Genomic DNA, 21,955 nt, shown 5'->3' on the forward strand with positions numbered 1-21,955 from the left:
TGCCTGGCCCTCCGCTATCGCGGGCAAGCCCGCTCCCACAGTGGGGTTGCGTCGCCTATCGAGGCTGTGCGCACTCCAACGCCTGGTCCCTCACCCTACGCGATCGGGATTGGTCCTGCTTGCCAATAGTGGCAGGCTTATTGGACAACGTTTTGGAGAGGCAGCTAGAAATGAAGGATCATCCGACCAGAGCCGAAATCAGCGAAAAAGTGATCCAGCTATTCGTCGATATCATCGGCTTTATCGACCGAAGCGAGGTGTCGGAGCAAACCGACTTCATCCATGACTTCGACATCATTGATGACGACCTGACCTGCTTTGTCATGCAGATCAAGTGGCAGTTCAAGCTGCAAGCGACGCAGGAGGATTGGGATCACATCACTACGATTGAGCAGGTAGTCGATTTGATTGTTCAGCGTTCGACTCTTCGGTGAGGCCACTGACGCCATCGCAGGCAAGCCAGCTCCCACAGTTGGCAGTACGCGATCCCTGTGGGAGCCGGGCTTGCCCGCGATGGCGATCGCTCAGCCAGCATTTTTCCCATGGGCTTCCAACTGCCCCAACGGCACCCGCCGCTCTATGGCGCTGGACAAAATAATTGAGGTCTTGCTGAACCCGAACTTCGCGACCCTGTTAATCAGGTTCTCCAACTCGGGCATCGAGCCCACCGCCGCTTGCATGATCACGCACGGGTCGCCCGTGACGCGGTGGCATTCGGTCAGTTCGGGAATTTGCGCCAGGGCGTCGTACACCTTCTGGCTGCCATGATTGGTCAGCCGCAGTTCGATCACGCATTGAATCGGCAAACCGACCTTGGATAAATCCACTTTGGCCTGGTACCCGGTGATCACTCCGCTGGCCTCCAGCTTGGCCACGCGTTCGGCCACGGCGGGGGCGGAGAGGTTTACGGTGCGCGCCAGCTGCGCGTAGGAAGCACGGCCATCTTCAAGCAGGGCGCTTAGGAGCATTCGGTCGTATTTGTCCATGGTAAGGCTCCGGTTGCGCGTGGCTTTCGAAAGCACGGGTTATAGCCCTCATAACCATGGTTTGAAAAGTGTACGGGCGGTTTAAACAGGTTTTGTAACTTAAGTTTATCCAGCTTCGTTTCTAGAATAAGTCTCCCTTTACCTGCCATCGAGCCGCCCCATGCCTGGCCCACGTCGCTTTCCCTTACCGTTGATCGCCGCCTTTTTTGCGTTGTATGTGATCTGGGGTTCCACCTATCTGGTGATTCGTATCGGCGTGGAGTACTGGCCGCCGCTGTTGCTGGCGGGGATTCGGTTTTGCACGGCGGGGGTGTTGATGTATGCGTACCTCAGGTGGCGCGGGGTGCCGGCGCCGACCTGGCCGCAGTGGAAGGCAGCCGGGATGATCGGCATTTTATTGCTCACCGTGGGTAATGGTGGCGTCAGTGTGGCGGAACATATGGGTGTGTCGTCCGGCGTGGCCGCGCTGGCGGTGGCGACGGTGCCGCTGTTTACCTTGCTGTGTGGGTTTTTCTGGGGCGCGCGTAATACGCGGCTGGAATGGGCCGGGGTGATTCTGGGCATCATCGGTATCGCCATGCTCAACATGGGCAGTACCTTGCAGTCGAGCCCGTTGGGTGCGGTGTTGCTGTTGATGGCGGCCGCGTCCTGGGCCTTCGGCTCGGTGTGGAGCCGCCATTTGCCGCTGCCTCAAGGCGCCATGGCCAGTGCCGCAGAAATGCTCGTGGCCGGCGTGGCGCTGCTGATCGTCAGCGCGTTGTCTGGCGAGCACCTGCAGGCCATGCCGCCGCTGGAAGGCTGGTTGGCCCTGGCGTACCTCACGGTGTTCGGCTCGATCATCGCCTTCAACGCCTACATGTACCTGCTCAAGCACGTACGCCCGGCGGCGGCGACCAGTTACGCCTATGTGAACCCGGCCGTGGCGGTGTTGCTGGGGATTGTGTTCGTCGGTGAGAGCATCGGCCTGGAAGAAGCCCTGGCAATGCTGGTGATCATCAGCGCGGTGTTGCTGATCAGCCTGCCCCAATGGCGCAAGCCCAAACCCGAAATAAGGTAAACTGCCGCGCATTACGCCCTTGCGCTGAATTTTTCCTACGGTAACTACATGACTTTCGCCACCCTTGGCCTGATCGAACCCTTGCTGCGCGCCCTTGAGACGCTTGGCTACCAGACCCCGACGCCGGTGCAGGCCCAAGCCATTCCGGCCGTGCTGGCCGGTCGCGACCTGATGGCCGCGGCCCAGACCGGCACCGGCAAGACCGCAGGTTTCGCCTTGCCGCTGCTGCAACTGTTGACCATGGAAGGGCCGAAAGTCGCCGCCAACTCGGCGCGTGCGCTGATCCTGTGCCCCACTCGCGAGCTGGCTGAGCAGGTTCACGCCAGCGTTGCCGAGTACGCCCAACACCTGCCGCTGACCACTTACGCGGTGTACGGCGGCGTGAGCATCAACCCGCAGATGATGAAGCTGCGCAAGGGTGTGGACATTCTGGTCGCCACCCCTGGCCGCCTGATCGACCTGTTCCGCCAGAACGCGCTGAAGCTCAACCAGCTGCAAACCCTGGTGCTGGATGAAGCCGACCGTATGCTCGACCTGGGCTTCTCCGAAGAACTGGCGAACATCTATCGCATGTTGCCGAAAAAGCGCCAGACCCTGCTATTTTCCGCGACCTTCTCCGATGACATCCGCCTGCTGGCCGGGCAGATGCTCAACGACCCGCTGAGCATCGAGGTCAGCCCGCGCAACGTTGCCGCCAACACCGTCAAACAGTGGGTGGTGCCGGTAGACAAAAAGCGCAAGCCGGAGCTGTTTGTGCACCTGATGCGCAAAGGCCGCTGGAAGCAGGTGCTGGTATTCGCCAAGACCCGCAACGGCGTAGACGCTCTGGTGGACAAGTTGCAGGGCCTGGGGATCAACGCCGACGGCATTCATGGCGACAAACCCCAAGCCACCCGCCAACGCGCACTGGACCGCTTCAAGGCCAGCGAAGTGCAAATCCTGGTGGCCACCGATGTGGCGGCCCGTGGTCTGGATATCGAAGACCTGCCGCTGGTGGTCAACTTTGACCTGCCGATCGTGGCCGAGGACTACATCCACCGTATCGGCCGTACCGGGCGTGCGGGCAACACCGGTGAGGCGATTTCCCTGGTGTGCGCCGATGAGGTGAACATGCTCTCGGCCATCGAGATGCTGACCCGTCAGACCCTCACCCGCAAGATGGAACCGGATTTCGAACCGGAGCACCGCGTGCCGGACACCGATGCCAGCGGGCAGGTGGTGAAGAAACCGAAAAAGCCGAAGAAGCCTAAAGCGTCCGGTGGTGGCGGTAAGCGCAACTTGGGTAAATGGGTAGACAGTGGGGACGTAGCCCCGGCCGAGCCTTCGATCAAGCCGGTGCGCAAGGTGCCGGTTTTTAACACTGGGCCGCGTAAGAAGAAGTGATTTTCGCGGTGGCTGATGGCCTCATCGCAGGCAAGCCAGCTTCCACCTTTTGAATTGTGAACACAGTCAAAGGTGGGAGCTGGCTTGCCTGCGATGGCGGCCTTAAGTCCACCGCAGCGCTCAGCGGTTAAGCCACTCCAACATCCCCAGCCCAGCCGCCCGGCCACTGGCAAAACACCCGGTCAGCAAATACCCACCGGTCGGCGCTTCCCAATCGAGCATTTCCCCCGCACAAAACACCCCAGGCAACGGCTTGAGCATCAACCGCTCATCCAGCGCTTCAAACGGCACACCCCCCGCCGTGCTGATCGCCTCATCCATCGGCCGCGTTTTCACCAATGTCAGCGGCAACGCCTTGATATCCACCGCCAATTGCGCCGGATCGGTGAAGTGTTCAGCGGGCGTCAGCTCGCGCAACAACGCCGCTTTCACGCCATCCAATCCCAACTGACTGTGCAAATGCTTGCTCATCGAACGCGAGCCACGGGGCTTGGCCAATGCGGCCTGCACCTTGTCCAACGGCTTGCTGGGCAGCAAATCGATATGCACCGTGGCCGCACCGTCGCGGTTGATTGCTTCGCGAATCGGCGCCGACAAGGCGTAAATCAAACTGCCTTCAATGCCGGTGGCGGTGATCACGCATTCGCCCAGCCGAGGCTTGTCATCCCCCAGGCCAATGGCGACGTTTTTCAACGGCGCGCCGGCGAATTTACTGACCATCAACTCGCTCCAGGCTGACACTTCAAACCCGCAGTTGCTCGGTTGCAGCCGCACATAGGGCAGGCCTTTGCCTTCAAACAGGTTGAGCCATGCACCGTCGGAGCCCAATCGCGACCAGCTGCCGCCGCCCAGGGCCAGCAGCACGGCGTCGCTGTGGACAACTTTTTCGCCATCCAGGCTGTGGATAAGTAAATCGCCCTCGGCATTCCAACCCGTCCAACGATGACGGGTGTGGATAACCACACCGTGCTCCCGCAGGCGCTTGAGCCAGGCCCGCAGCAGCGGTGCAGCTTTCATATCGGTAGGAAATACGCGGCCGGAGGTGCCGACGAAGGTCTGGATACCCAGGCCATGGATCCATTCGCACAACGCTTCGGCGCCAAAGCTGCGCAGTAACGGCGCCATGTGCGGCGCGCGTTCGGCATAGCGCGACAGGAACGCCGGGTACGCCTCGGAGTGGGTGATGTTCATGCCGCCCACGCCTGCCAGCAGGAACTTGCGCCCCACTGAAGGCATGCCGTCGTACAGGTCCACGCGCACGCCCGCCTGGCTCAAAACTTCAGCGGCCATCAGCCCGGCGGGGCCGCCGCCGATAATGGAGACGTGGTGGGCAGAAGTCTGAGGCATGGGCAGGGCTACGGTGATGTGAATAGGCCGAGCATTCTACCCGACCACGACGCCGCTGCCTGATCAAAAAACGTACACTTTCCTACAGGCCATACGGCTACTCGCTTGCAGCCGCTTACGCTCAAGTTACCCACAGGCCGTTCCACAGGCATTGTGGGTAACGCTCACACTTCAATGACAGCCTGATGACGTCCATACCCGTTGCGCGCTGTGGTGCAAGATGCCGTGGCGGCGGGCGAGGGCGGGGCGGTCCTTGCTGTAACCGCCGCCGATCACGCCCATCACCGGAATGTCGCGGCCCAGGCAGTGGCGCATCACGCTTTCATCACGGGCGGCGACGCCTTCGTCTGTCAGCTTGAGGTAACCGAGGGCGTCGTCCTTGTGCACATCCACGCCGGCGTCGTACAGCACCAGGTCAGGCTGGTAGAGCGGCAGCAGGTAGTTGAGCGCATCATCCACCACCTTGAGGTAGTCGGCATCGCCCATGCCCATGGGCAGCGGGATGTCCCAGTCGCTCTGGGCCTTACGGGCCGGGAAGTTCTTTTCGCAATGCAGCGACACAGTGATGGCCTCCGGCGTGTCGTGCAGGATGCGTGCGGTGCCATCGCCCTGGTGCACGTCGCAGTCGAAGATCAGCACGCGATTGACCCGGCCGCTGGCCAGCAGGTAGCGGCTGATCACCGCCAGGTCGTTGAAAATGCAGAAACCCGCTGGGTAATCGTAATGGGCATGATGGGTGCCACCGGCCAAATGGCAGGCCAGGCCATGTTCCAGGGCCTGCTCGGCCGCGAGTATCGAGCCGCCCACCGCCCGCACCGTACGTCGGGCCAGGGCTTCGCTCCAGGGCAGGCCGAGGCGGCGCTGGTCTTCGCGGGACAGTTCGCCGCCCATGTAGCGTTCGATATACCCAGGTTCATGGGCCAGGGCCAATATATCTGCCGGGCACAACTGCGGGCGCAGCAATTGGCTGTCCTGGGTCAGGCCGGTGTCCACCAGGTGGTCACGCAACAGGCGAAACTTGTCCATGGGGAAGCGGTGGTCGGCCGGGAACTCAGGGCTGTAGTCTTCGTGGTAGATCAATGGCAAGGGCATGGGATTTTCTGACGGGAACCTGCGAAGGATCTTAACAGCGCTGTACACTCACGCACATGGCAAGGCAGGGGGATCCATGGAGCCGATACTGGAATTGGAAAGTGCACGCTTGGTGCTGCGCCAATGGCGCGACAGCGACCTGCCGGACTTTGCGCGCATGTGCGCCGACCCGCAGGTGATGCGCTACTTTCCGGCTCAATTGAGCCACTTGGAAAGCGCCGCGTTGATCGGCCGGATTCGCGGGCATTTCGCGGAATACGGCTTTGGTTTTTGGGCCTTGCAGCGCAAGGACACCGGCGAATTTATCGGCCTGACCGGGCTTGCGAATGTCAGCTTCGAAGCCGGCTTCACCCCGGCGGTGGAAATCGGCTGGCGCCTGGCCCGTGAGCACTGGGGCCTGGGTTATGCCAGTGAGGCCGCCTGGACGGCGCTGCGCTGTGGCTTTGATCGCTTGCAGTTGGACGAAGTCGTCGCCTTCACCACTGAAGCCAATCTGCCTTCACAAAAGGTCATGCAGGCCATCGGTATGCATTACGATCCGCAGGCAGATTTTGAACACCCGAAAGTCGCAGCCGGTGACCCGCTGCGCCCGCATGTTTTGTACCGCATCACCCGCGCCCAATGGTTGGACACGCTGCACGGATAAGCAGGCGGTCATGCTCAATAGAAACCTGTAGGAGCGAGCTTGCTCGCGAAGGTCGTTAACGATGACGCAGTGCTTCTGGTTTACCGCAGCGCTCTTGCGTTCTTCGCGAGCAAGCTCGCTCCTACGGGTGGATACCGTTTTGCTTTGAGGAGAGTTTGAATGAGCCAAGTATTGGAAGATCTGGTGGACTTGCTGACCCTGGAGCCGATCGAGGAGAACCTCTTTCGCGGCCGCAGCCAGGACCTGGGCTTTCGCCAGTTGTTCGGCGGCCAGGTGCTGGGGCAGTCGTTGTCGGCGGCCAGCCAGACCGTAGAAGAAGCGCGGCATGTGCATTCCCTGCACGGTTATTTCCTGCGCCCTGGCGATGCCGCGTTGCCGGTGGTGTATTCGGTGGACCGCGTGCGCGATGGCGGCAGCTTCAGCACGCGTCGTGTCACGGCGATTCAAAAGGGCCATCCGATTTTTACCTGCACCACTTCGTTTCAGTACGACGAAGCAGGCTTTGAGCACCAGACCACCATGCCGGTGGTGGTGGGCCCGGAGAACCTGCCGTCGGAGCTGGAACTGACCCAGCAGCGTGCGCACCTGATCCCCGAGCACATGCGCGACAAGTTGCTGTGCCCCAAGCCCATCGAAGTGCGCCCGGTCACCGAAAAAGACCCGTTCAACCCGCAGCCGTCCGACCCGGTCAAGTACGTGTGGTTTCGTGCCGACGGCGCCCTGGCGGACTCGCCGGCGCTGCATAAGTACCTGCTGGCCTACGCCTCGGACTTTGGGCTGCTGACCACCTCATTGCTGCCCCATGGCAAGACCGTGTGGCAGAAAGACATGCAGGTTGCCAGCCTCGATCACGCGCTGTGGTTTCACGCCGACCTGCGTGCCGATGACTGGTTGCTGTATGCCATGGACAGCCCATGGGCCGGTAACTCCCGAGGTTTCTCCCGCGGCAGTGTGTACAACCGCGCCGGGCAACTGGTGGCGTCGGTGACCCAGGAAGGTTTGATCCGCCATCGCAAGGATTGGGCATGAGCCTGTCGGACGTTAAACACTGGGTGTTCGACATGGACGGCACGCTGACGGTGGCGGTGCATGATTTTGCCGCTATTCGCGTGGCCCTGGACATTCCACCTGAAGACGACATCCTCACGCACCTGGCGGCCTTGCCGGCCCCGGTTGCAGCCGCCAAGCACGCCTGGTTGCTGGAGCACGAGCGTGAGCTGGCCCTGGGTTCGGTGGCGGCGCAAGGCGCGGTGGAGCTGGTACGCGAATTGGCTGGGCGCGGTTATCGCTTGGGGATCCTGACCCGCAATGCGCGGGAGCTGGCCCATATCACCCTGGAGGCGATAGGCCTGGCGGACTGCTTTGCCATTGAGGATGTGCTGGGGCGTGATGATGCGCTGCACAAGCCGGATCCGGGTGGGTTGCTGAAACTGGCGGCGGCTTGGGACGTAGCACCCAGCGAAATGGTGATGGTGGGGGATTATCGCTTTGACCTGGATTGTGGTCGGGCAGCGGGCAGCAAGACGGTGTTGGTGAACTTGCCGGAGAACCCTTGGCCGGAATTGGCGGATTGGCATGCCGAGGATTGTGCAGCGCTGCGCCGAATGATTTGAATCGGTTAGCACAAATCCAATTGTGGGAGCTGGCTTGCCTGCGATAGCGGTGGGTCAGTTGACACTCTGTCAACTGACAGTCCGTCATCGCAGGCAAGCCAGCTCCCACATTTTTATTGGGTTTCTTCAGTGATTACTGCGTGAACAGCACCTTTTCTCCCTCTGACGAGGTAAACATCTTGTCCCCGTCATGCCCCACCCCGGGCACTTCTACCAGCCTGTGAGCCAACTGCGGATGACGCAGCTTGAGGTAGTCAAAGTAGTTGTGCCCACGAATCAGCCGATACGCACCCTGGGTTTCGGCCTCGCAGTTTTTATCCAGTGCAGGGTGGTTGGGGTCGGTGTCTTGCTGGCCCAACAGGTAGGTGATGTCGCGTGAGACGTAGGCCTGTTCCAATTGCTGGGCGCCTCGGTCACCTACGTAATCCGGCAGTTTTTGCATGCCGTATTTCCAGTCGTTGAAGCTTGGGCAACGGGCGGTATCGAACGGCACCGGCCGCTGCGGGCTGAAGTAGGCGTAGGACGAGGGGTTGGCCACCACGTACCGCAGGCTGATGCCTTCGGTTTTCAGCAGCGGGTGGTCGTGGCCGGCAAGGGCGAAACGTTGCACGACCTGGCCGCCACCGGAATGCCCGGCGATCACGATTTCGTTCAGCGCCGGGAAGAGTTTGCGGTTGCCCAGGTGCTTGATGATCTGGTCGAGTGCGCCGTAAGAGCTGATCTTGCCAGGGCCGGTGGACGGTGCGCCCGCCATCCAGTCATCGACCTTCCAGCGCAGTAGCTGTTTATCCAGAAGGTCGTGATTCATGTCCGACTCATCCAGAAATTGCGGCGCGATTACCAGTGTGCTGACAGCAACCCCTGCGTGCTCAGCGGCGTGTTCACCACTGTGCAGGTAGGTCTGCGCATTGCGCAGGCGACCGTGCACGATGATCAACGCACGTGTGACCTTTGGCAGCGGCTTGGCCCAGTCCTGGCTCAAGCCCAGACTAAGGTCGCCCTCTGCCAGGTGGAAGCGATCAAGCCCGGCCACCTTGGTGCCAGGTGTGGCAGCCAGGGTCGAGCAGGACACGCACACCCCCAGCAGTAACCCCCATCGTTTGATCATTTAGAGACTCTTGGCCGCGAAGGTATCGCATTGAGTGATCTGGCCCTGGGCGAAACCAGTCTTGAACCAGCGTACCCGCTGGGCCGAGGTGCCGTGGGTGAAGGAGTCGGGCACCACGCGCCCTTGCCCCTGTTGCTGCAAGCGGTCATCGCCAATGGCGTTGGCGGCGTTCAGGGCTTCTTCGATATCGCCAGGCTCCAGCCAGTTCAGGCGTTTTTGCGCCCGGTTGGCCCACACACCCGCAAAGCAGTCGGCTTGCAGCTCCTGACGTACCAGCAGGCCGCCATCGCCTTCCATCTGCCGACCCTGTTGGCGCGCCGCCTGGATCTTGGACGAGATGCCGAGCAGGGTTTGCACGTGATGCCCGACTTCGTGGGCAATCACGTAGGCCTGGGCGAAATCGCCGGCGGCCTGAAAGCGTTGCGACATTTCACGGAAGAAATCCAGGTCCAGGTAAACCTGCTGGTCAGCCGGGCAATAGAACGGGCCGCTGGCCGAGGTGGCGCCACCGCAGGCGGAGTTCACCCGGCCACGGAACAGCACCAGCTTGGGGTTCTTGTAGGCCAGGCCGTTTTCCTGGAACACCTGGCCCCAGGTGTCTTCGGTATCGCCCAGCACCGCGCGTACAAAATCGGCGTGCTCATCATTGGCCGGTGGTGCCTGGCGCGATTGCGTACTCACCGACGGTGCCTGTTCCATCTGGCCGGTCAATTGGCCGAGGATCTGCATCGGGTCCTGGCCGGTCAGCCAGCCAATGCCGACGATCAGCACAATGGCCGTGAGGCTCAGGCCTTTGCCGCCACCAAAGCGCATACCGCCACCGCCGCCGCCACTGTCATCGCGGGCATCCACCACGTTGTCGCTGCGTCGGCCTTTTTTCCATAGCATGTGAGCATTCCTCTGTGTGCTAACCGTGATTGATTATGGTCGGTATTAACGGCAATAGCCTTCGCCGGTGGTCACGATCAGGCAGTCTTTTTTATCCGACAGCCATTTCAGGCCGGTGGCGGCACCGTCGCCGGCGCGTAAAAGTTGCGGGCCGTCGGGGCGGGTGAAGGCGATACCGTCTTCGGCGGCCTCACCTTTAAAGGTGCCGGAGTTGTCGGCGTCGAGGCCGTATTGCATGGTCAGAAGGTAGTGGCCGCGGCCGATGCTGTCGTCTTTGGCGATGGTCAGGTGCAAGCCTTCCACGCCGATCCATTTGCCGACCCACTGATCGGTGGGCGGCGTTTGCGGCACCAGGGTCGCCTGTACAGACGGCGGCGCGGGCTTGGGGGCTTCCTTGGCTTTATCGCAGGCGGTCAGCAGGGCGACGGCAGACAGAACAAAGAGGATTTTTTTCATAGCGGCAAGGCCTTGATTAAAAAGTGTGCAACGCCTGGGCGAGCGTGCAGGGTTGGACTCGATTCCGGTGATTTAGTGCGCTGTTCGCCCGCTGTTTGGTTATGCTCTTGGAGCAGGCGCTGGCCCGGCTGCTAGATTACCGGGTTGAGTACCATCGCGTTCAGCCCGCCAGCAAGAGAATTCCATGACTGTCAGTACCCCCCTCTCAGGCGTCAACCATCCCTTCAAAGGCATTTTGCTGATTGTGGTGGCGACGTTCCTGTTCTCCAGCCACGACGCCTTGTCCAAATACCTGGCCGGGTTCTACCCCATTGTGATGGTGGTATGGGCACGCTATATGGTGCACACCCTGCTGATGGCCGGGATCTTCCTGCCGCAGTCGGGGCTGCGCGTGCTGCGCAGCAAGCGCCCGGGTATGCAGGTGGTGCGGGCCTTGTGCCTGTTGGGCACCAGCCTGTTTTTCACCGCCGCATTGCACTACATCCCATTGGCCGAAGCCACGGCGGTGAACTTCCTCGCGCCGATCCTGGTGACGGCGCTGTCGGTGCCGCTGTTGGGCGAACACGTGACACGCGGCCAATGGCTGGCGGTGATCTGCGGTTTTATCGGGGTGCTGGTGATCATCCATCCCGGCGGCGAACTGTTCACGCCGGCAGTGCTGTTGCCGTTGTGTTCGGCGACGTTCTTCTGCTTTTACCAGCTGTTGACGCGCATCCTCAGTAAGGTTGATACGCCAACAACCAGCAATTTCTTCGCCGGGCTGTGCAATACCCTGGTCATGAGCGCCATGGTGCCGTTCTTCTGGCAAGTGCCGAGCCTGTGGCACGGCGTGTTGATGCTGGCGCTGGGCACCTGCGGGATGACGGCGCACCTGATGCTCACCCAGGCGTTCCGCTTCGCGGCGCCGGCCTTGCTGGCGCCTTTCGGCTATTGCCAGATCGTATTTGCGGGGTTGTTGGGCTGGCTGGTGTTCAGCCATACCCCCGATATGACCACGGTGGTGGGTATCGGGGTGATCTGCATGAGCGGGTTGGCCGCTGCCTGGCAGCAGCGGCGCAGGTAGATCAAACGTCTACGGTAGGAATCTTGCGCGGTGCCATGAAGTACATCCAGGTCAGCGCAATGAAGTACATCGCCGGGATCAGGGTGAACAGCACGGTGTAGTTGTTGTGGGTCACTGTGAGGATGTGGCCGACGATCTGGGTCATGAACATGCCGCCGATGGCCGCGCACATGCCGCCGAAGCCGAACACCGTGCTCATCATGTGCTTGGGCGTGTAGTCCATCACCAGGCTCCAGATGTTAGCGGTCCAGGCCTGGTGCGCGCCGATGGCCAGGGAGATGGCGAACACTGCGACCCACAGCTGGCTGGAGCCGGCCGCCATGATCACGCCGACAATGCAGCAGGCGAACAGCAGCATCGACAAGAGCCGCGCCTTGATCGGGTTCATCCCGCGGCCAATCAAAAATGACGACAGAATCCCGCCCCCCACGCTGCCGAAGTCGGCAGTCAGGTAAATGATGATCAGCGGAATGCCCATCTGCGTCACGTTGATGCCCAGGTTGTATTGCTGGTTCAAAAACGGCGGCAGCCAGTACAGGTAGAACCAGAACACCGGCGCGGTCAGCGCGTAGGCGATGGCGAAGGCCCAGGTGCCGCGCATACGCAGGATGCGGCTGAACGGCACGCGGGGCTGTTCGGGCTCGACTTCCTGTTGCACGTAGTCCAGTTCCGATTGTTTAACGCTTGGGTGGTCTTCCGGGTTGTAGTACTTCAACCCCCAGAACACCAGCCAGATCGCACCCAGTGCCGACATGCACAGGAACGCCGCTTGCCAGCCCCACACATGCAGGATCAACGGCAGCAGCATCGGCGTCATCATCGCGCCGACGTTGGTACCGGCGTTGAAGATGCCGGTGGCCACCGCACGTTCGCCCGCCGGGAACCACAAACGTGTGGTCTTGACGCAGGCGGGGTAGTTGGCGGCTTCGGTCAGCCCGAGGATAAACCGGCAGACCATAAAGCCCACCGCCGAAGTGGCCAACCCGTGGGCACCGGTGGCCAGGCTCCACAGCAGCACGGCGCAGAAGAACACGCGCTTGACGCCAACCCGGTCAATCAGGCGGCCTTGCAGCACAAAGCCGATGGCGTAGCCGACCTGGAACCAGAAGTTGATGTTGGCGTAGTCCATCGCCGTCCAGCTCATTTCCTTGGCCAGGATCGGTTGCATCACGCCCAGAGCGGCGCGGTCGATGTAGTTCAGGGTGGTGGCGAAAAACACCAGGGCCAGCATGCCCCAGCGCGTTTTACCCACGGCCAGGGCACCGCGGATCTTGTCGCCGATGCCGGCGTGCGGGTTGCCCGGGCGCGTGGCCAGGGCGGGATTTTGCAGAGGCATGAGGTCGTACCCGTTTTTTGAAATTCTTATGGTGTGTTCTGGGTCTTTGTTACATGAACGAATTGCCCGGTCGATGGTGCGCAGTGGTTAAAAAGTCGTCAATTCGCCAAAGGGGCATAGTGTTCGATAATCGCACCAAAAACTAACCGGTTCGTACATTTTAATTGCTGCCTGTAGGCTGGGGGCGAATAATTTGCCACAAACAACAATGGCCGGGAGTCTTCCATGCAACGTTCTATTGCCACTGTGTCCTTGAGCGGCACCCTGCCGGAAAAGCTTGAGGCTATCGCCGCCGCCGGGTTTGATGGGGTGGAAATCTTCGAGAACGACTTGTTGTACTACGACGGCAGCCCCCGGGAAGTCCGGCAGATGTGCGCCGACCTGGGTATTGCCATCACCCTGTTCCAACCGTTTCGCGACTTCGAAGGCTGCCGCCGCGACCGCCTGGCGCGCAACCTGGAGCGCGCCGAGCGCAAGTTTGACTTGATGCAGGAGCTGGGCACCGATCTGGTATTGGTGTGCAGCAATGCCTCGGCCGACAGCGTGGGCGACGAGCGTATTCTGCTCGATGACCTGAGCCTGCTGGCCGAACACGCGGGCAAGCGCGGCCTGCGCATCGGCTATGAAGCGTTGGCCTGGGGCAAGCATGTGAACACTTGGCAGCAGGTGTGGAACCTGGTGCGCCAGGTCGATCACCCAAGCCTGGGCGTGTTGCTCGACAGCTTTCACACCTTGTCGCTCAAGGGCGACCCGAGCGGCATCGCGCAGATCCCCGGCGACAAGATCTTCTTCGTGCAAATGGCCGACGCGCCGATCCTGGCCATGGATGTGCTGGAGTGGAGCCGGCATTTCCGTTGCTTCCCAGGCCAGGGCGAATTTGACCTGGCGGGCTTTCTCGCGCCGATTATCAAAAGTGGCTACACCGGGCCCTTGTCCCTGGAAATTTTCAATGACGGTTTCCGCGCTGCGCCGACCCGCGCGAATGCGGCGGATGGCTTGCGTTCGCTGTTGTACCTGGAAGAAAAAACCCGTCAGCGCCTGGCTGAAGAAGCCCCCGCTGCGCCCGTGGATATTCTGTTTGAAACCCCGGTGGCCAGCGAATACGACGGTATCGAGTTTCTTGAATTTGCCGTGGACGAAAACCTCGGCGCCAAGCTGACCCACTGGCTGGAGCGTCTGGGTTTCGCCAAGGCCGGTCAGCATCGCTCCAAGAATGTGAGCCTGTTGCGCCAGGGTGACATCAACCTGATCCTCAACTGCGAACCGTACTCCTTCGCCCACAACTTTTTCGAGGCCCACGGGCCATCCCTGTGCGCCACGGCAATTCGGGTCAAGGACAGTGCCAAGGCCCTGGAGCGGGCGGTGGCCTACAAGGGCCAGCCATATCGTGGCCTGGTCGGCCCCAACGAGCTGGAACTGGCTGCGGTGCGTGCGCCGGACGGCAGCCTGATCTACTTGGTGGACCCCAGCGAAGGCGGGCTGTACGACACCGATTTCAACCTGCAAACGGCCGCACCCGCCAGCGGCGGCTTGCTGCGCATTGACCATATGGCCATGGCGCTGCCGGCCGACAGCCTCGACAGTTGGGTGTTGTTCTACAAAAGCCTGCTGGATTTCGAAGCCGATGACGAAGTGGTCCTGCCCGATCCCTACGGCCTGGTGAAAAGCCGTGCGTTGCGCAGCCGTTGCAGTTCGATTCGCCTGCCGCTGAATATCTCCGAAAACCGCAACACGGCGATTTCCCACGCGCTCTCCAGCTATCGCGGTTCGGGCGTGCACCACATTGCCTTCGATTGCGCGGATATTTTCGCCGAGGTACGCCGGGCCAAAGAGGCCGGTGTGCCGTTGCTGGATATCCCGCTCAACTATTATGACGACCTGGCGGCACGCTTCGATTTCGACGATGAGTTCCTCAGTGAACTGGCGTATTACAACGTCCTGTACGACCGCGACGCCCAGGGCGGTGAGTTGTTTCATGTGTACACCGAGGCGTTCGAGGGGCGGTTTTTCTTCGAGATCATCCAGCGCAAGAATGGCTATGCCGGCTACGGCGCGGCCAACGTGGCGGTGCGTCTGGCGGCGATGGCCAAGTCGCGCAGTGGGGCGGTACGCCAGGCTCGGCTATAACCGCAAGGCAGGTGCTTCCTTCGGGGAGCGCCGCGGCCCATAATCAGCGCCTGCACAACAATGGCCGTGAGCGCACCATGACCTCAAGTCCCGATCTCCCCGCGGTAGCTGACGCACCGCGCAAGAGTCGCAAGAACAATCCGGAAAAGACCCGGGAGAATATTCTCCAGGAAGCCATTGTCGAGTTTGTTCAACAGGGCCTGGCCGGCGCTCGGGTGGACGCCATCGCCGAGCGCATCCACACTTCCAAGCGCATGATCTATTACTACTTCGGCAGTAAGGAGCAGTTATACGTCGAGGTATTGGAGAAGCTCTACGGCGATATCCGCAACACCGAAACCCGCATGAACCTCACAGCCCTGGAGCCGCGTGAGGCGATTCGCCGGTTGGTGGAATTCACCTTTGATCACCATGACCAGAACGTGGATTTTGTGCGCATCGTCAGCATCGAAAATATCCACAACGCCGAGTACGTCAAACGCACCGAGACCATCAAGGCGATGAACAGCAAGATCCTCGAAGGACTGGGCGAGACCTTGCGCCGTGGCGCCGAATTGGGGCTGTTTCGCGAAGGGCTGGAGCCGTTGGACGTGCACTTGTTGATTAACTCGTTCAGCTTTTACCGAGTGTCCAACCGGCATACCTTCAGCGAGATCTTCCAGATCGAACTGTCGGACGAGGCGATCAAGCAGCGGCACCGGGAGATGATCTGCGAGTCGGTGTTGCGCTACCTGCAAGCCTGAGAACACCCGTTTTCATGGCTGAACCCAATCAATGTGGGAGCCGGGCTTGCCCGCGATAGCGGTCTGTCAGTGCCCCATAGGTTGACTGGCCCACCGCTATCGCCGGCAAGCCAGCTCCCACATTTTGATGGGGTTGCATCCCTAGATATTCATGCTCTGGAAATGCGCCAGCATCCTGTCTGCATCCGCCACTTCACCGCTGAACAACTCAAACGCCTTCACCGCCTGAAACACCGCCATATTGCCGCCGTCCAACGTACGGCAACCCAAGGCGCGAGCGTCACGTAGCAGTTGGGTTTCCAACGGGAAGTACACGATCTCCGCTACCCACAATTCGGCCCGCAATAACGCGGCTGGCACCGGCGTGCCGGGTAACTTGGCCATGCCCATCGGCGTGGTGTTCACCAGGCCATCGGCTTCGGCCATGGCGTTTTCCAAGTGGCTGCCGACTTGAGCGCTACCGGCACCGAACTGCCGGGCAAGGTTATCCACAAGGTCCTGGGCGCGGGTGCGGTCGACGTCGAAGATGTTCAACTGCTCCACACCTTCTGCCAACAGCGCATGGGCCACTGCCGCGCCCGCGCCACCGGCGCCCATCTGCACCACGCGTTGGCGCGGTACGTTGTGCAAGTTGCGCCGAAAACCTTCGGCGAACCCCAGGCAGTCGGTGTTATGGCCGATGCGCTTGCCGTCCTTGAACACCACGGTATTGACCGCGCCAATGCCCCGGGCCTCATCGGAGAGTTCATCGAGCAGCGGCAGGATCGCCTGCTTGCACGGGTAAGTAATGTTCAGCCCGGTGAAGTGCATCAGCTCGGCGGCCCGCAGGAGTTCCGGCAGGGCGTTGAGGTCCAGGTGCAGCGGCTCCAGGTCGATCAGGCGATACAGGTAGCGCAGGCCCTGGGCATCACCCTCGTGTTCATGCAGGGCTGGGGTGCGGGAAGCCTGGATACCGGCGCCGATCAGGCCGGCGAGAATGCGCGGTTTCATCAGGCGCGTCCCTTGAGTGTCTGGCTGAAATGCTCCAGCGCCAGGTGGTAGCCGTGGCTGCCAAATCCGGCCAGCACGGCCTTGGCAATCGGTGACACAAACGAGTGATGACGAAAGGCTTCACGGGCATGCACGTTGGATAAATGCACTTCGATCACCGGCACTTCACTGGCCACCAGCGCATCGCGGATTGCGATCGAGGTGTGGGTCCAGGCAGCCGGGTTAATCACAATACCTGCGCAACGGTTACGGGCGCCGTGGATCCAGTCGAGCAATTCGCCCTCGTGGTTGGTCTGGCGAAATTCGATTTTCAGCCCGAGTTCATCGGCGCTGCGGCCACACAGGGCGGCGATGTCGGCCAGGGTTTCATGGCCATAAGTGGCCGGCTCGCGGGTGCCGAGCAGGTTGAGGTTGGGGCCGTTGAGCACCAGCACGATGGGCGGCATAGCGGGATCTCCACAGTTCTTATTGGTTATGTGGACAAAATGTACTGGTTAGTTAGTTTGGTCAATTGATCGTTGCGGATCTGTGCGGTTATCGAACTGTTATCAACATCCTCTTGCCGCTCGATCAGATTAGATATCAATTGAAAATCATTCTCGACAACGCTTAAGATGCCCGCCTGTTTCCTATACATTCCAGGGAGTCGGTTTGTCGGACGTGGATCTCAAGGGCCTGTTTCTCAAGCACGCCGATACCCTGCGCGGGTATCTGGCTCGCAAGGTACGGGACCCGCAATTGGCCGCAGACCTGGTGCAGGAGAGCTTCCTGCGCCTGGCGGAAAAACCGGCCGGTGAGCGCATCGACAACTCCCAGGGCTATCTCTATCGAACGGCGAGCAATCTGCTGATCGACCATATTCGTCAGGAAGCACGGCGCAAGACCGACACCGTGCCCCATGAGGCGCTGGCCGAGATTGAAGATGACGTGGCCGGGTTGGAGGCTCAGGCAATGGCCCAGCAACAGCGACAGGCATTGAAGCAGGCACTGGCGCAATTGCCGGAGCGCACCCAGCAGATTTTCCGCTTGAACCGTATCGAAGGCATGACCCACGCCCAGGTCGCCCGGCACCTGAATATTTCCGACAGCTCGGTGCAAAAGCATTTGGCCAAGGCGTTGGCCTATGTGATGCAGCGCTTGCAGGAAGGTGAGGGGATGCCATCCGACGAATGAATTACCGAAAAGTACCAGGCCAGACGTCAGAGCGTCTATATAACGAAAAATCGAGATTCACACGTGAATAGCCAGGGTCCGCAACAGCACAGCATTACCGAGGCGGCTGCCGAATGGGCGGTGCGCCTGCACGCCGGTGCCCTGAGCGAACAGGAGCAGGCCGAGTTGCGTCAGTGGATCGCCCGTGACAGCCGTCACGAAGGGGCGCTGCGGTTTGCCGAGCAAACCTGGGCAGCGCTGGGTGAAGTGCACAAGGATGATCCCGTACACCGACAGCGGCCCGCCACGCCGACCCCGCCCGTGCGTCGCTCCAAACGCCGAAGGCCGTGGCAACGTGCGGCCGCCGTGGCGCTTATTGTGGTGGTGGCGGGCGTGGGCTGGGTGCGCGGGCCCGATGTGTTGCTGCACCTGCAGGCCGACTACGTCACGCAAAAGGGCGAAGTGCGCACAGTGCAGCTGGCGGACGGCAGTAAGGTGGAGCTGGATTCCGCCAGCGCCATTCGCCTGGATTACGATGGCGTGCAGCGCGGCATCAGCCTGCTCCAGGGCTCGGCGGTGTTTGATGTGGCACCGATGAAGGGCGAAGAACCCCGGCCGTTCGTGGTGCACAGTGCCGGGGGGCAGACTCGGGCGCTGGGTACGCGGTTTGTGGTCGAGCGTGAGGGCCAGAGCCAGGCCTGGGTCGGTGTGTTGCAGCACAGTGTCGAGGTGTCCATGCAGGCATCACCGACCACAGGCCCGGCCGAGCGCGTTGTGCAGCAAGGCCAGGCTGCGCGTTACAGCCCCGATGACGGTGTGGTCAGCCTTGATCAGTTTGATGTGGATCGCGCCACCAGTTGGCGGCGCGGTGTGTTGATCTTCGACCGTCAGCCGTTGGCCAAGGTTATCGAGCAACTCAACCGTTACCGCCCCGGGCGCGTGGTATTGGCTGACGCGGCTTTGGGTGAGCGCGAAGTCAGCGGCGTCTTCCGCCTGGACATGCTCGACAGCGCCCTCGCTACCCTGACCCAGGAACTTCAAGTGCAACGCTTGGACCTGGCCGGCCTCAGCCTGATCTATTGACCTGTCCCCGCTAAAAGCCGCTGTTCTGTAGGAGCGAGCTTGCTCGCGAAAACCCCAAGGGCACCGCGTTTTCGTTGACGTTCTTCGCGAGCAAGGGCTAGCCGCCCGCTTCGCTCCTGCAAAAAAATATTACTGACTTCCCGTGCCTCACACGTCTTTCTAGGTGAGAAGCATTCGCATAAACAAAAAACGCTTAGCGCAGGGATAACCACACATGTCAGCACTCACCAAGGGGCGTATCACCGGCAGTCGGTTGGCCCTGGCCATTCACTTGGGATTGTTTGCCCTCGCCGCGCCGGTGCATGCCGTGCAACCTGCAACTGGCGCAGCTCAATCCGCGGTGTTGAGGTTCGACATCCCTGCGCAATCCCTGGGCAGTGCGGTACTGGCGTTCGCCGATCAGGCGGGCCTGCAAGTGTTGTTCGACAGCCAGCGCCTGCAAGGCTTGAGCAGCGCCGCGCTCAAGGGCAGTTTCGATGTGCAGGAAGGTCTTGGCCGCCTGCTCGGTGCCGCACCGGTTGAATATCGCTTTACCGGCGAACGCCAGGTCACCTTGACCCGCGTCGAGCAACAGGCCGGAGCGCTGGCCTTGGGGACCACCACCATCACCGGCCTGCACAAGCAGGACTGGGTGTATTCAACGCCACGTTCGGTCAGCGTGGTCGATCGCGAACAACTGGACCGCAACCCGCCACGCCATGCCGCCGAGATGCTCGAAGAGGCGCCAGGTGTCTATTCCGCCGTCAGCCAGCAAGACCCCGGTTTGTCGGTGAATATCCGCGGTATCCAGGACTATGGCCGGGTCAATATGTCGGTCGATGGCATGCGCCAGAATTACCAGCAGAGCGGTCACCAGCAACGCAACGGCACGCTGTATGTCGACCCCGAATTGTTGTCCGAAGTCGTGATCGAAAAGGGCGCGACCTCCACCCAGGGCGGGGCGGGCGTGATTGGCGGGGTGGCTAACTTTCGTACGGTGGAGGCCGCCGACCTGCTCAAGGATGGCAAGCAAATCGGCGGGCGCATTCGCCTCACCACCGGCCTGGGCGGGCGCAGCAACGGCACGCACTTTATCGGCAGCTCGGCGTTTGCCGTGGGGACCGACGTGTGGGACATGCTGGTGGCGGCCAGTGAGCGTCATTTGGGCGACTACAACCCCGGCACCAAGGGCAGCATTGGCGAGCTGCGTACCGGTGCGGCGTATATGCCGGCCAGTGAAGAGCGCATCAAGCACAGCACGGTTGCCTATTCAGGCTCGGTGATGCGCTCGCGCCTGCTCAAGCTGGGGCTCAACCTGCCGGTTGATCAGCGTCTGCAACTGAGCTACCTGGTCACCGAGGTCGACTACGACGACGTCAACATGATGACCGCCGAAAAGCCCCAGCTGTGGGAAAAGCTGGGCAGCAGCAACGTCAAGGCACAGAACTTCGCGCTGGATTACAGCTACGCACCGGACAACCCGCTGATCGATTTCAAGGCCAAGCTCTACCACGTGGATACGCGCAATGATCAATCCACGCTGGCCCGGGGTATCAGTAAGGGCTATGACGTTACCTATCAAACCAATACCTATGGCGTGCAGGCGCAGAACATCTCGACCTTTGCCCTGACCGAGCTTGCCGCACTCAAGGCCAACTACGGGCTGGAGTTTTTTTACGACAAGGTTCGGCCCGATTCCAACCAGGCCGTAGAGGCCGGCTCGGCGCTGACGGCCTCGGCGGCGGAAAGCATCACGCCCAAAGGCGACCGCGCGATGGGCAGCCTGTTCGGGCGCCTGGATTTCGATTACGACGGTTGGCTGAACCTCAACGCCGGTTTGCGTTATGACCGCTATCGGCTGCGCGGCGAAACCGGCTTGAACACCCGCACGTTCATCCTCGGCACCACCCGCCAGATCGGCGTACCGGTCAATTACGACGTGGACCGCGAGGAAGGCCGTTTCTCCCCGACCTTCGGCCTGTCGATCAAGCCCGGTGTCGATTGGCTGCAGCTTTTCGCCACTTACGGCAAGGGTTGGCGTCCGCCGGCGGTGACCGAAACCCTGGTCAGCGGCCGGCCCCATGGCGGTGGTTCGGAGTCGATTCTCCCCAACCCCTATCTCAAGCCTGAGCGATCCACCGCGTGGGAAGTCGGTTTCAATGTACTCAAGCAAGACCTGCTGTTCGCCGATGATCGCGCGGGCATGAAAGTGTCGTACTTCAACACCCGGGTCGATGACTTTTCCTACATGGCCCTGGGCGTGCAGCCGCCCGGTTATGGCAACGTCAATATCGGCAGTGCGGCCTACGTCAACAACCTGGAAACCACGCGTTTTCGCGGCCTTGAATACCAGCTCGATTACGACGCCGGTTTTGCCTACGGCCAGTTCAACTACACGCGGATGCTGGGCAGCAACAAGTTCTGCAGCAAAACCGCCTGGCTCGGCGGCGTGACCAAAACCCAAAAGAGGCCCGGCAACCGGGCGCCGGTGGACGCCATGGTGCCCGACGATGCAGCCAATGCCGGCGTGGGTTGCAGCGCGATCCTGGGCTCCTCCGAACACATGCCCATGGACCGTGGCACCGCAACCCTGGGCGCACGCTTCCTTGAGCGCAAGCTTGATGTAGGCGTGCGCGCCCGCTACAGCGCGGGCTACTACGTCAAAGGTGCCGCCGGGGTGACCACCGCGCAAACCGGCGTCTACCCCGCCGACTGGAAGCCCTACACCGTCTACGACCTTTACGGCAGCTACCGCGCCACCGACCAACTGACCCTGCGCCTGGCCATGGAAAACGTCACCGACCGCGCCTACCTGGTGCCGCTGGGCGATGTACTGGCCTTCACCCTGGGCCGTGGGCGCACGTTGCAGGGCACCGTTGAATATCAGTTCTGACCGCTTTTGCCCA

Annotated in this window: 21 protein-coding genes; 12 read left to right on the forward strand and 9 right to left on the reverse strand. The window is 61.2% G+C overall.

Annotated features, from left to right (window positions below; all coding sequences use genetic code 11):
• Positions 1 to 170 precede the first annotated feature (170 nt).
• Positions 171 to 434, forward strand: coding sequence for a hypothetical protein (locus TX23_RS17295; RefSeq protein WP_057703239.1), 264 nt, complete (start codon positions 171 to 173; stop codon positions 432 to 434).
• 90 nt (positions 435 to 524) lie between these two features.
• Here the strand turns inward: TX23_RS17295 and TX23_RS17300 are convergent, their stop codons facing one another.
• Positions 525 to 986, reverse strand: a complete 462-nt coding sequence (locus tag TX23_RS17300) for an Lrp/AsnC family transcriptional regulator (RefSeq protein WP_057703240.1) — start codon at positions 984 to 986, stop codon at positions 525 to 527.
• Between the two features lie 160 nt (positions 987 to 1,146).
• On the opposite strand from TX23_RS17300, the gene yedA reads away from it, so the two are divergent.
• Both yedA and TX23_RS17310 read left to right on the forward strand, forming a co-directional pair.
• Positions 1,147 to 2,043 carry a drug/metabolite exporter YedA gene (gene yedA, locus TX23_RS17305; protein ID WP_057703241.1) on the forward strand — a complete coding sequence of 299 codons (897 nt, stop codon included), beginning with the start codon at positions 1,147 to 1,149 and terminating at the stop codon, positions 2,041 to 2,043.
• A gap of 48 nt (positions 2,044 to 2,091) precedes the next feature.
• The gene (locus TX23_RS17310; protein WP_057703242.1) at positions 2,092 to 3,426 is read left to right on the forward strand and encodes a DEAD/DEAH box helicase; all 1,335 of its coding nucleotides are present in this window, start codon (positions 2,092 to 2,094) and stop codon (positions 3,424 to 3,426) included.
• Positions 3,427 to 3,546: 120 nt separating this feature from the next.
• Here TX23_RS17310 and TX23_RS17315 read toward each other — a convergent pair whose 3' ends face one another.
• Entirely contained in the window at positions 3,547 to 4,773 is a 1,227-nt protein-coding gene (locus tag TX23_RS17315) for a TIGR03862 family flavoprotein (RefSeq protein WP_057703243.1), read from the reverse strand.
• A gap of 171 nt (positions 4,774 to 4,944) precedes the next feature.
• Positions 4,945 to 5,865, reverse strand: coding sequence for a histone deacetylase family protein (locus tag TX23_RS17320; RefSeq protein ID WP_057703244.1), 921 nt, complete (start codon positions 5,863 to 5,865; stop codon positions 4,945 to 4,947).
• A 76-nt stretch (positions 5,866 to 5,941) separates the two neighbouring features.
• On the opposite strand from TX23_RS17320, the gene TX23_RS17325 reads away from it, so the two are divergent.
• The 3 genes from TX23_RS17325 (at position 5,942) to TX23_RS17335 (ending at position 8,124) form a co-directional block, all read left to right on the forward strand.
• Positions 5,942 to 6,511, forward strand: coding sequence for a GNAT family N-acetyltransferase (locus TX23_RS17325; RefSeq protein WP_057703245.1), 570 nt, complete (start codon positions 5,942 to 5,944; stop codon positions 6,509 to 6,511).
• Between the two features lie 159 nt (positions 6,512 to 6,670).
• A complete protein-coding gene (tesB, locus tag TX23_RS17330; RefSeq protein WP_005791655.1) occupies positions 6,671 to 7,540 on the forward strand; it encodes an acyl-CoA thioesterase II in 870 nt (289 codons plus the stop codon).
• Complete coding sequence (locus TX23_RS17335) at positions 7,537 to 8,124, forward strand: HAD family hydrolase (protein WP_057703246.1); 588 nt, start codon at positions 7,537 to 7,539, stop codon at positions 8,122 to 8,124. Before tesB ends, TX23_RS17335 begins: the two co-directional genes overlap by 4 nt.
• Before the next feature lie 133 nt (positions 8,125 to 8,257).
• On the opposite strand, the gene TX23_RS17340 is transcribed toward TX23_RS17335, so the two are convergent.
• From TX23_RS17340 to TX23_RS17350, 3 genes are read right to left on the reverse strand one after another with little or no spacing between them, the layout of a single operon-like run.
• Complete coding sequence (locus tag TX23_RS17340; RefSeq protein ID WP_057703247.1) at positions 8,258 to 9,232, reverse strand: hypothetical protein; 975 nt, start codon at positions 9,230 to 9,232, stop codon at positions 8,258 to 8,260.
• Positions 9,233 to 10,120 (reverse strand): KPN_02809 family neutral zinc metallopeptidase, encoded by an 888-nt coding sequence (gene ypfJ / locus TX23_RS17345; protein ID WP_057703248.1) that lies wholly within the window; start codon positions 10,118 to 10,120, stop codon positions 9,233 to 9,235.
• Positions 10,121 to 10,165: 45 nt separating this feature from the next.
• Positions 10,166 to 10,576 carry a membrane lipoprotein lipid attachment site-containing protein gene (locus TX23_RS17350; protein WP_057703249.1) on the reverse strand — a complete coding sequence of 137 codons (411 nt, stop codon included), beginning with the start codon at positions 10,574 to 10,576 and terminating at the stop codon, positions 10,166 to 10,168.
• Between the two features lie 184 nt (positions 10,577 to 10,760).
• Here TX23_RS17350 and TX23_RS17355 point away from each other — a divergent pair, with 184 nt between their 5' ends.
• Positions 10,761 to 11,639: a DMT family transporter gene (locus TX23_RS17355; protein ID WP_057703250.1), complete on the forward strand. Its 879-nt coding sequence runs from the start codon at positions 10,761 to 10,763 to the stop codon at positions 11,637 to 11,639.
• Position 11,640: 1 nt separating this feature from the next.
• Here the strand turns inward: TX23_RS17355 and TX23_RS17360 are convergent, their stop codons facing one another.
• The gene (locus tag TX23_RS17360) at positions 11,641 to 12,975 is read right to left on the reverse strand and encodes an MFS transporter (RefSeq protein ID WP_057703251.1); all 1,335 of its coding nucleotides are present in this window, start codon (positions 12,973 to 12,975) and stop codon (positions 11,641 to 11,643) included.
• Positions 12,976 to 13,200: 225 nt separating this feature from the next.
• Here TX23_RS17360 and quiC point away from each other — a divergent pair, with 225 nt between their 5' ends.
• Positions 13,201 to 15,102 (forward strand): 3-dehydroshikimate dehydratase QuiC, encoded by a 1,902-nt coding sequence (gene quiC, locus TX23_RS17365; protein ID WP_057703252.1) that lies wholly within the window; start codon positions 13,201 to 13,203, stop codon positions 15,100 to 15,102.
• A 77-nt stretch (positions 15,103 to 15,179) separates the two neighbouring features.
• On the forward strand, positions 15,180 to 15,845 hold the full coding sequence (locus tag TX23_RS17370; protein WP_014720036.1) for a TetR/AcrR family transcriptional regulator: 666 nt from the start codon (positions 15,180 to 15,182) through the stop codon (positions 15,843 to 15,845).
• A gap of 141 nt (positions 15,846 to 15,986) precedes the next feature.
• On the opposite strand, the gene TX23_RS17375 is transcribed toward TX23_RS17370, so the two are convergent.
• On the reverse strand, positions 15,987 to 16,835 hold the full coding sequence (locus TX23_RS17375; protein ID WP_057703253.1) for a shikimate dehydrogenase: 849 nt from the start codon (positions 16,833 to 16,835) through the stop codon (positions 15,987 to 15,989).
• Positions 16,835 to 17,281, reverse strand: a complete 447-nt coding sequence (gene aroQ, locus TX23_RS17380; protein WP_057703254.1) for a type II 3-dehydroquinate dehydratase — start codon at positions 17,279 to 17,281, stop codon at positions 16,835 to 16,837. Before aroQ ends, TX23_RS17375 begins: the two co-directional genes overlap by 1 nt.
• 205 nt (positions 17,282 to 17,486) lie before the next feature.
• On the opposite strand from aroQ, the gene TX23_RS17385 reads away from it, so the two are divergent.
• From TX23_RS17385 to TX23_RS17395, 3 genes are all read left to right on the forward strand, one after another.
• The gene (locus TX23_RS17385) at positions 17,487 to 18,008 is read left to right on the forward strand and encodes an RNA polymerase sigma factor (protein WP_057703255.1); all 522 of its coding nucleotides are present in this window, start codon (positions 17,487 to 17,489) and stop codon (positions 18,006 to 18,008) included.
• A gap of 63 nt (positions 18,009 to 18,071) precedes the next feature.
• Positions 18,072 to 19,070, forward strand: coding sequence for a FecR family protein (locus TX23_RS17390; RefSeq protein ID WP_057703256.1), 999 nt, complete (start codon positions 18,072 to 18,074; stop codon positions 19,068 to 19,070).
• A gap of 214 nt (positions 19,071 to 19,284) precedes the next feature.
• Positions 19,285 to 21,942, forward strand: a complete 2,658-nt coding sequence (locus TX23_RS17395; RefSeq protein WP_057703257.1) for a TonB-dependent receptor — start codon at positions 19,285 to 19,287, stop codon at positions 21,940 to 21,942.
• The last annotated feature ends 13 nt before the right edge of the window (positions 21,943 to 21,955 follow it).

This window comes from Pseudomonas paralactis (assembly GCF_001439735.1).
In the GTDB taxonomy this organism is placed as follows: Bacteria; Pseudomonadota; Gammaproteobacteria; order Pseudomonadales; family Pseudomonadaceae; genus Aquipseudomonas; species Aquipseudomonas paralactis.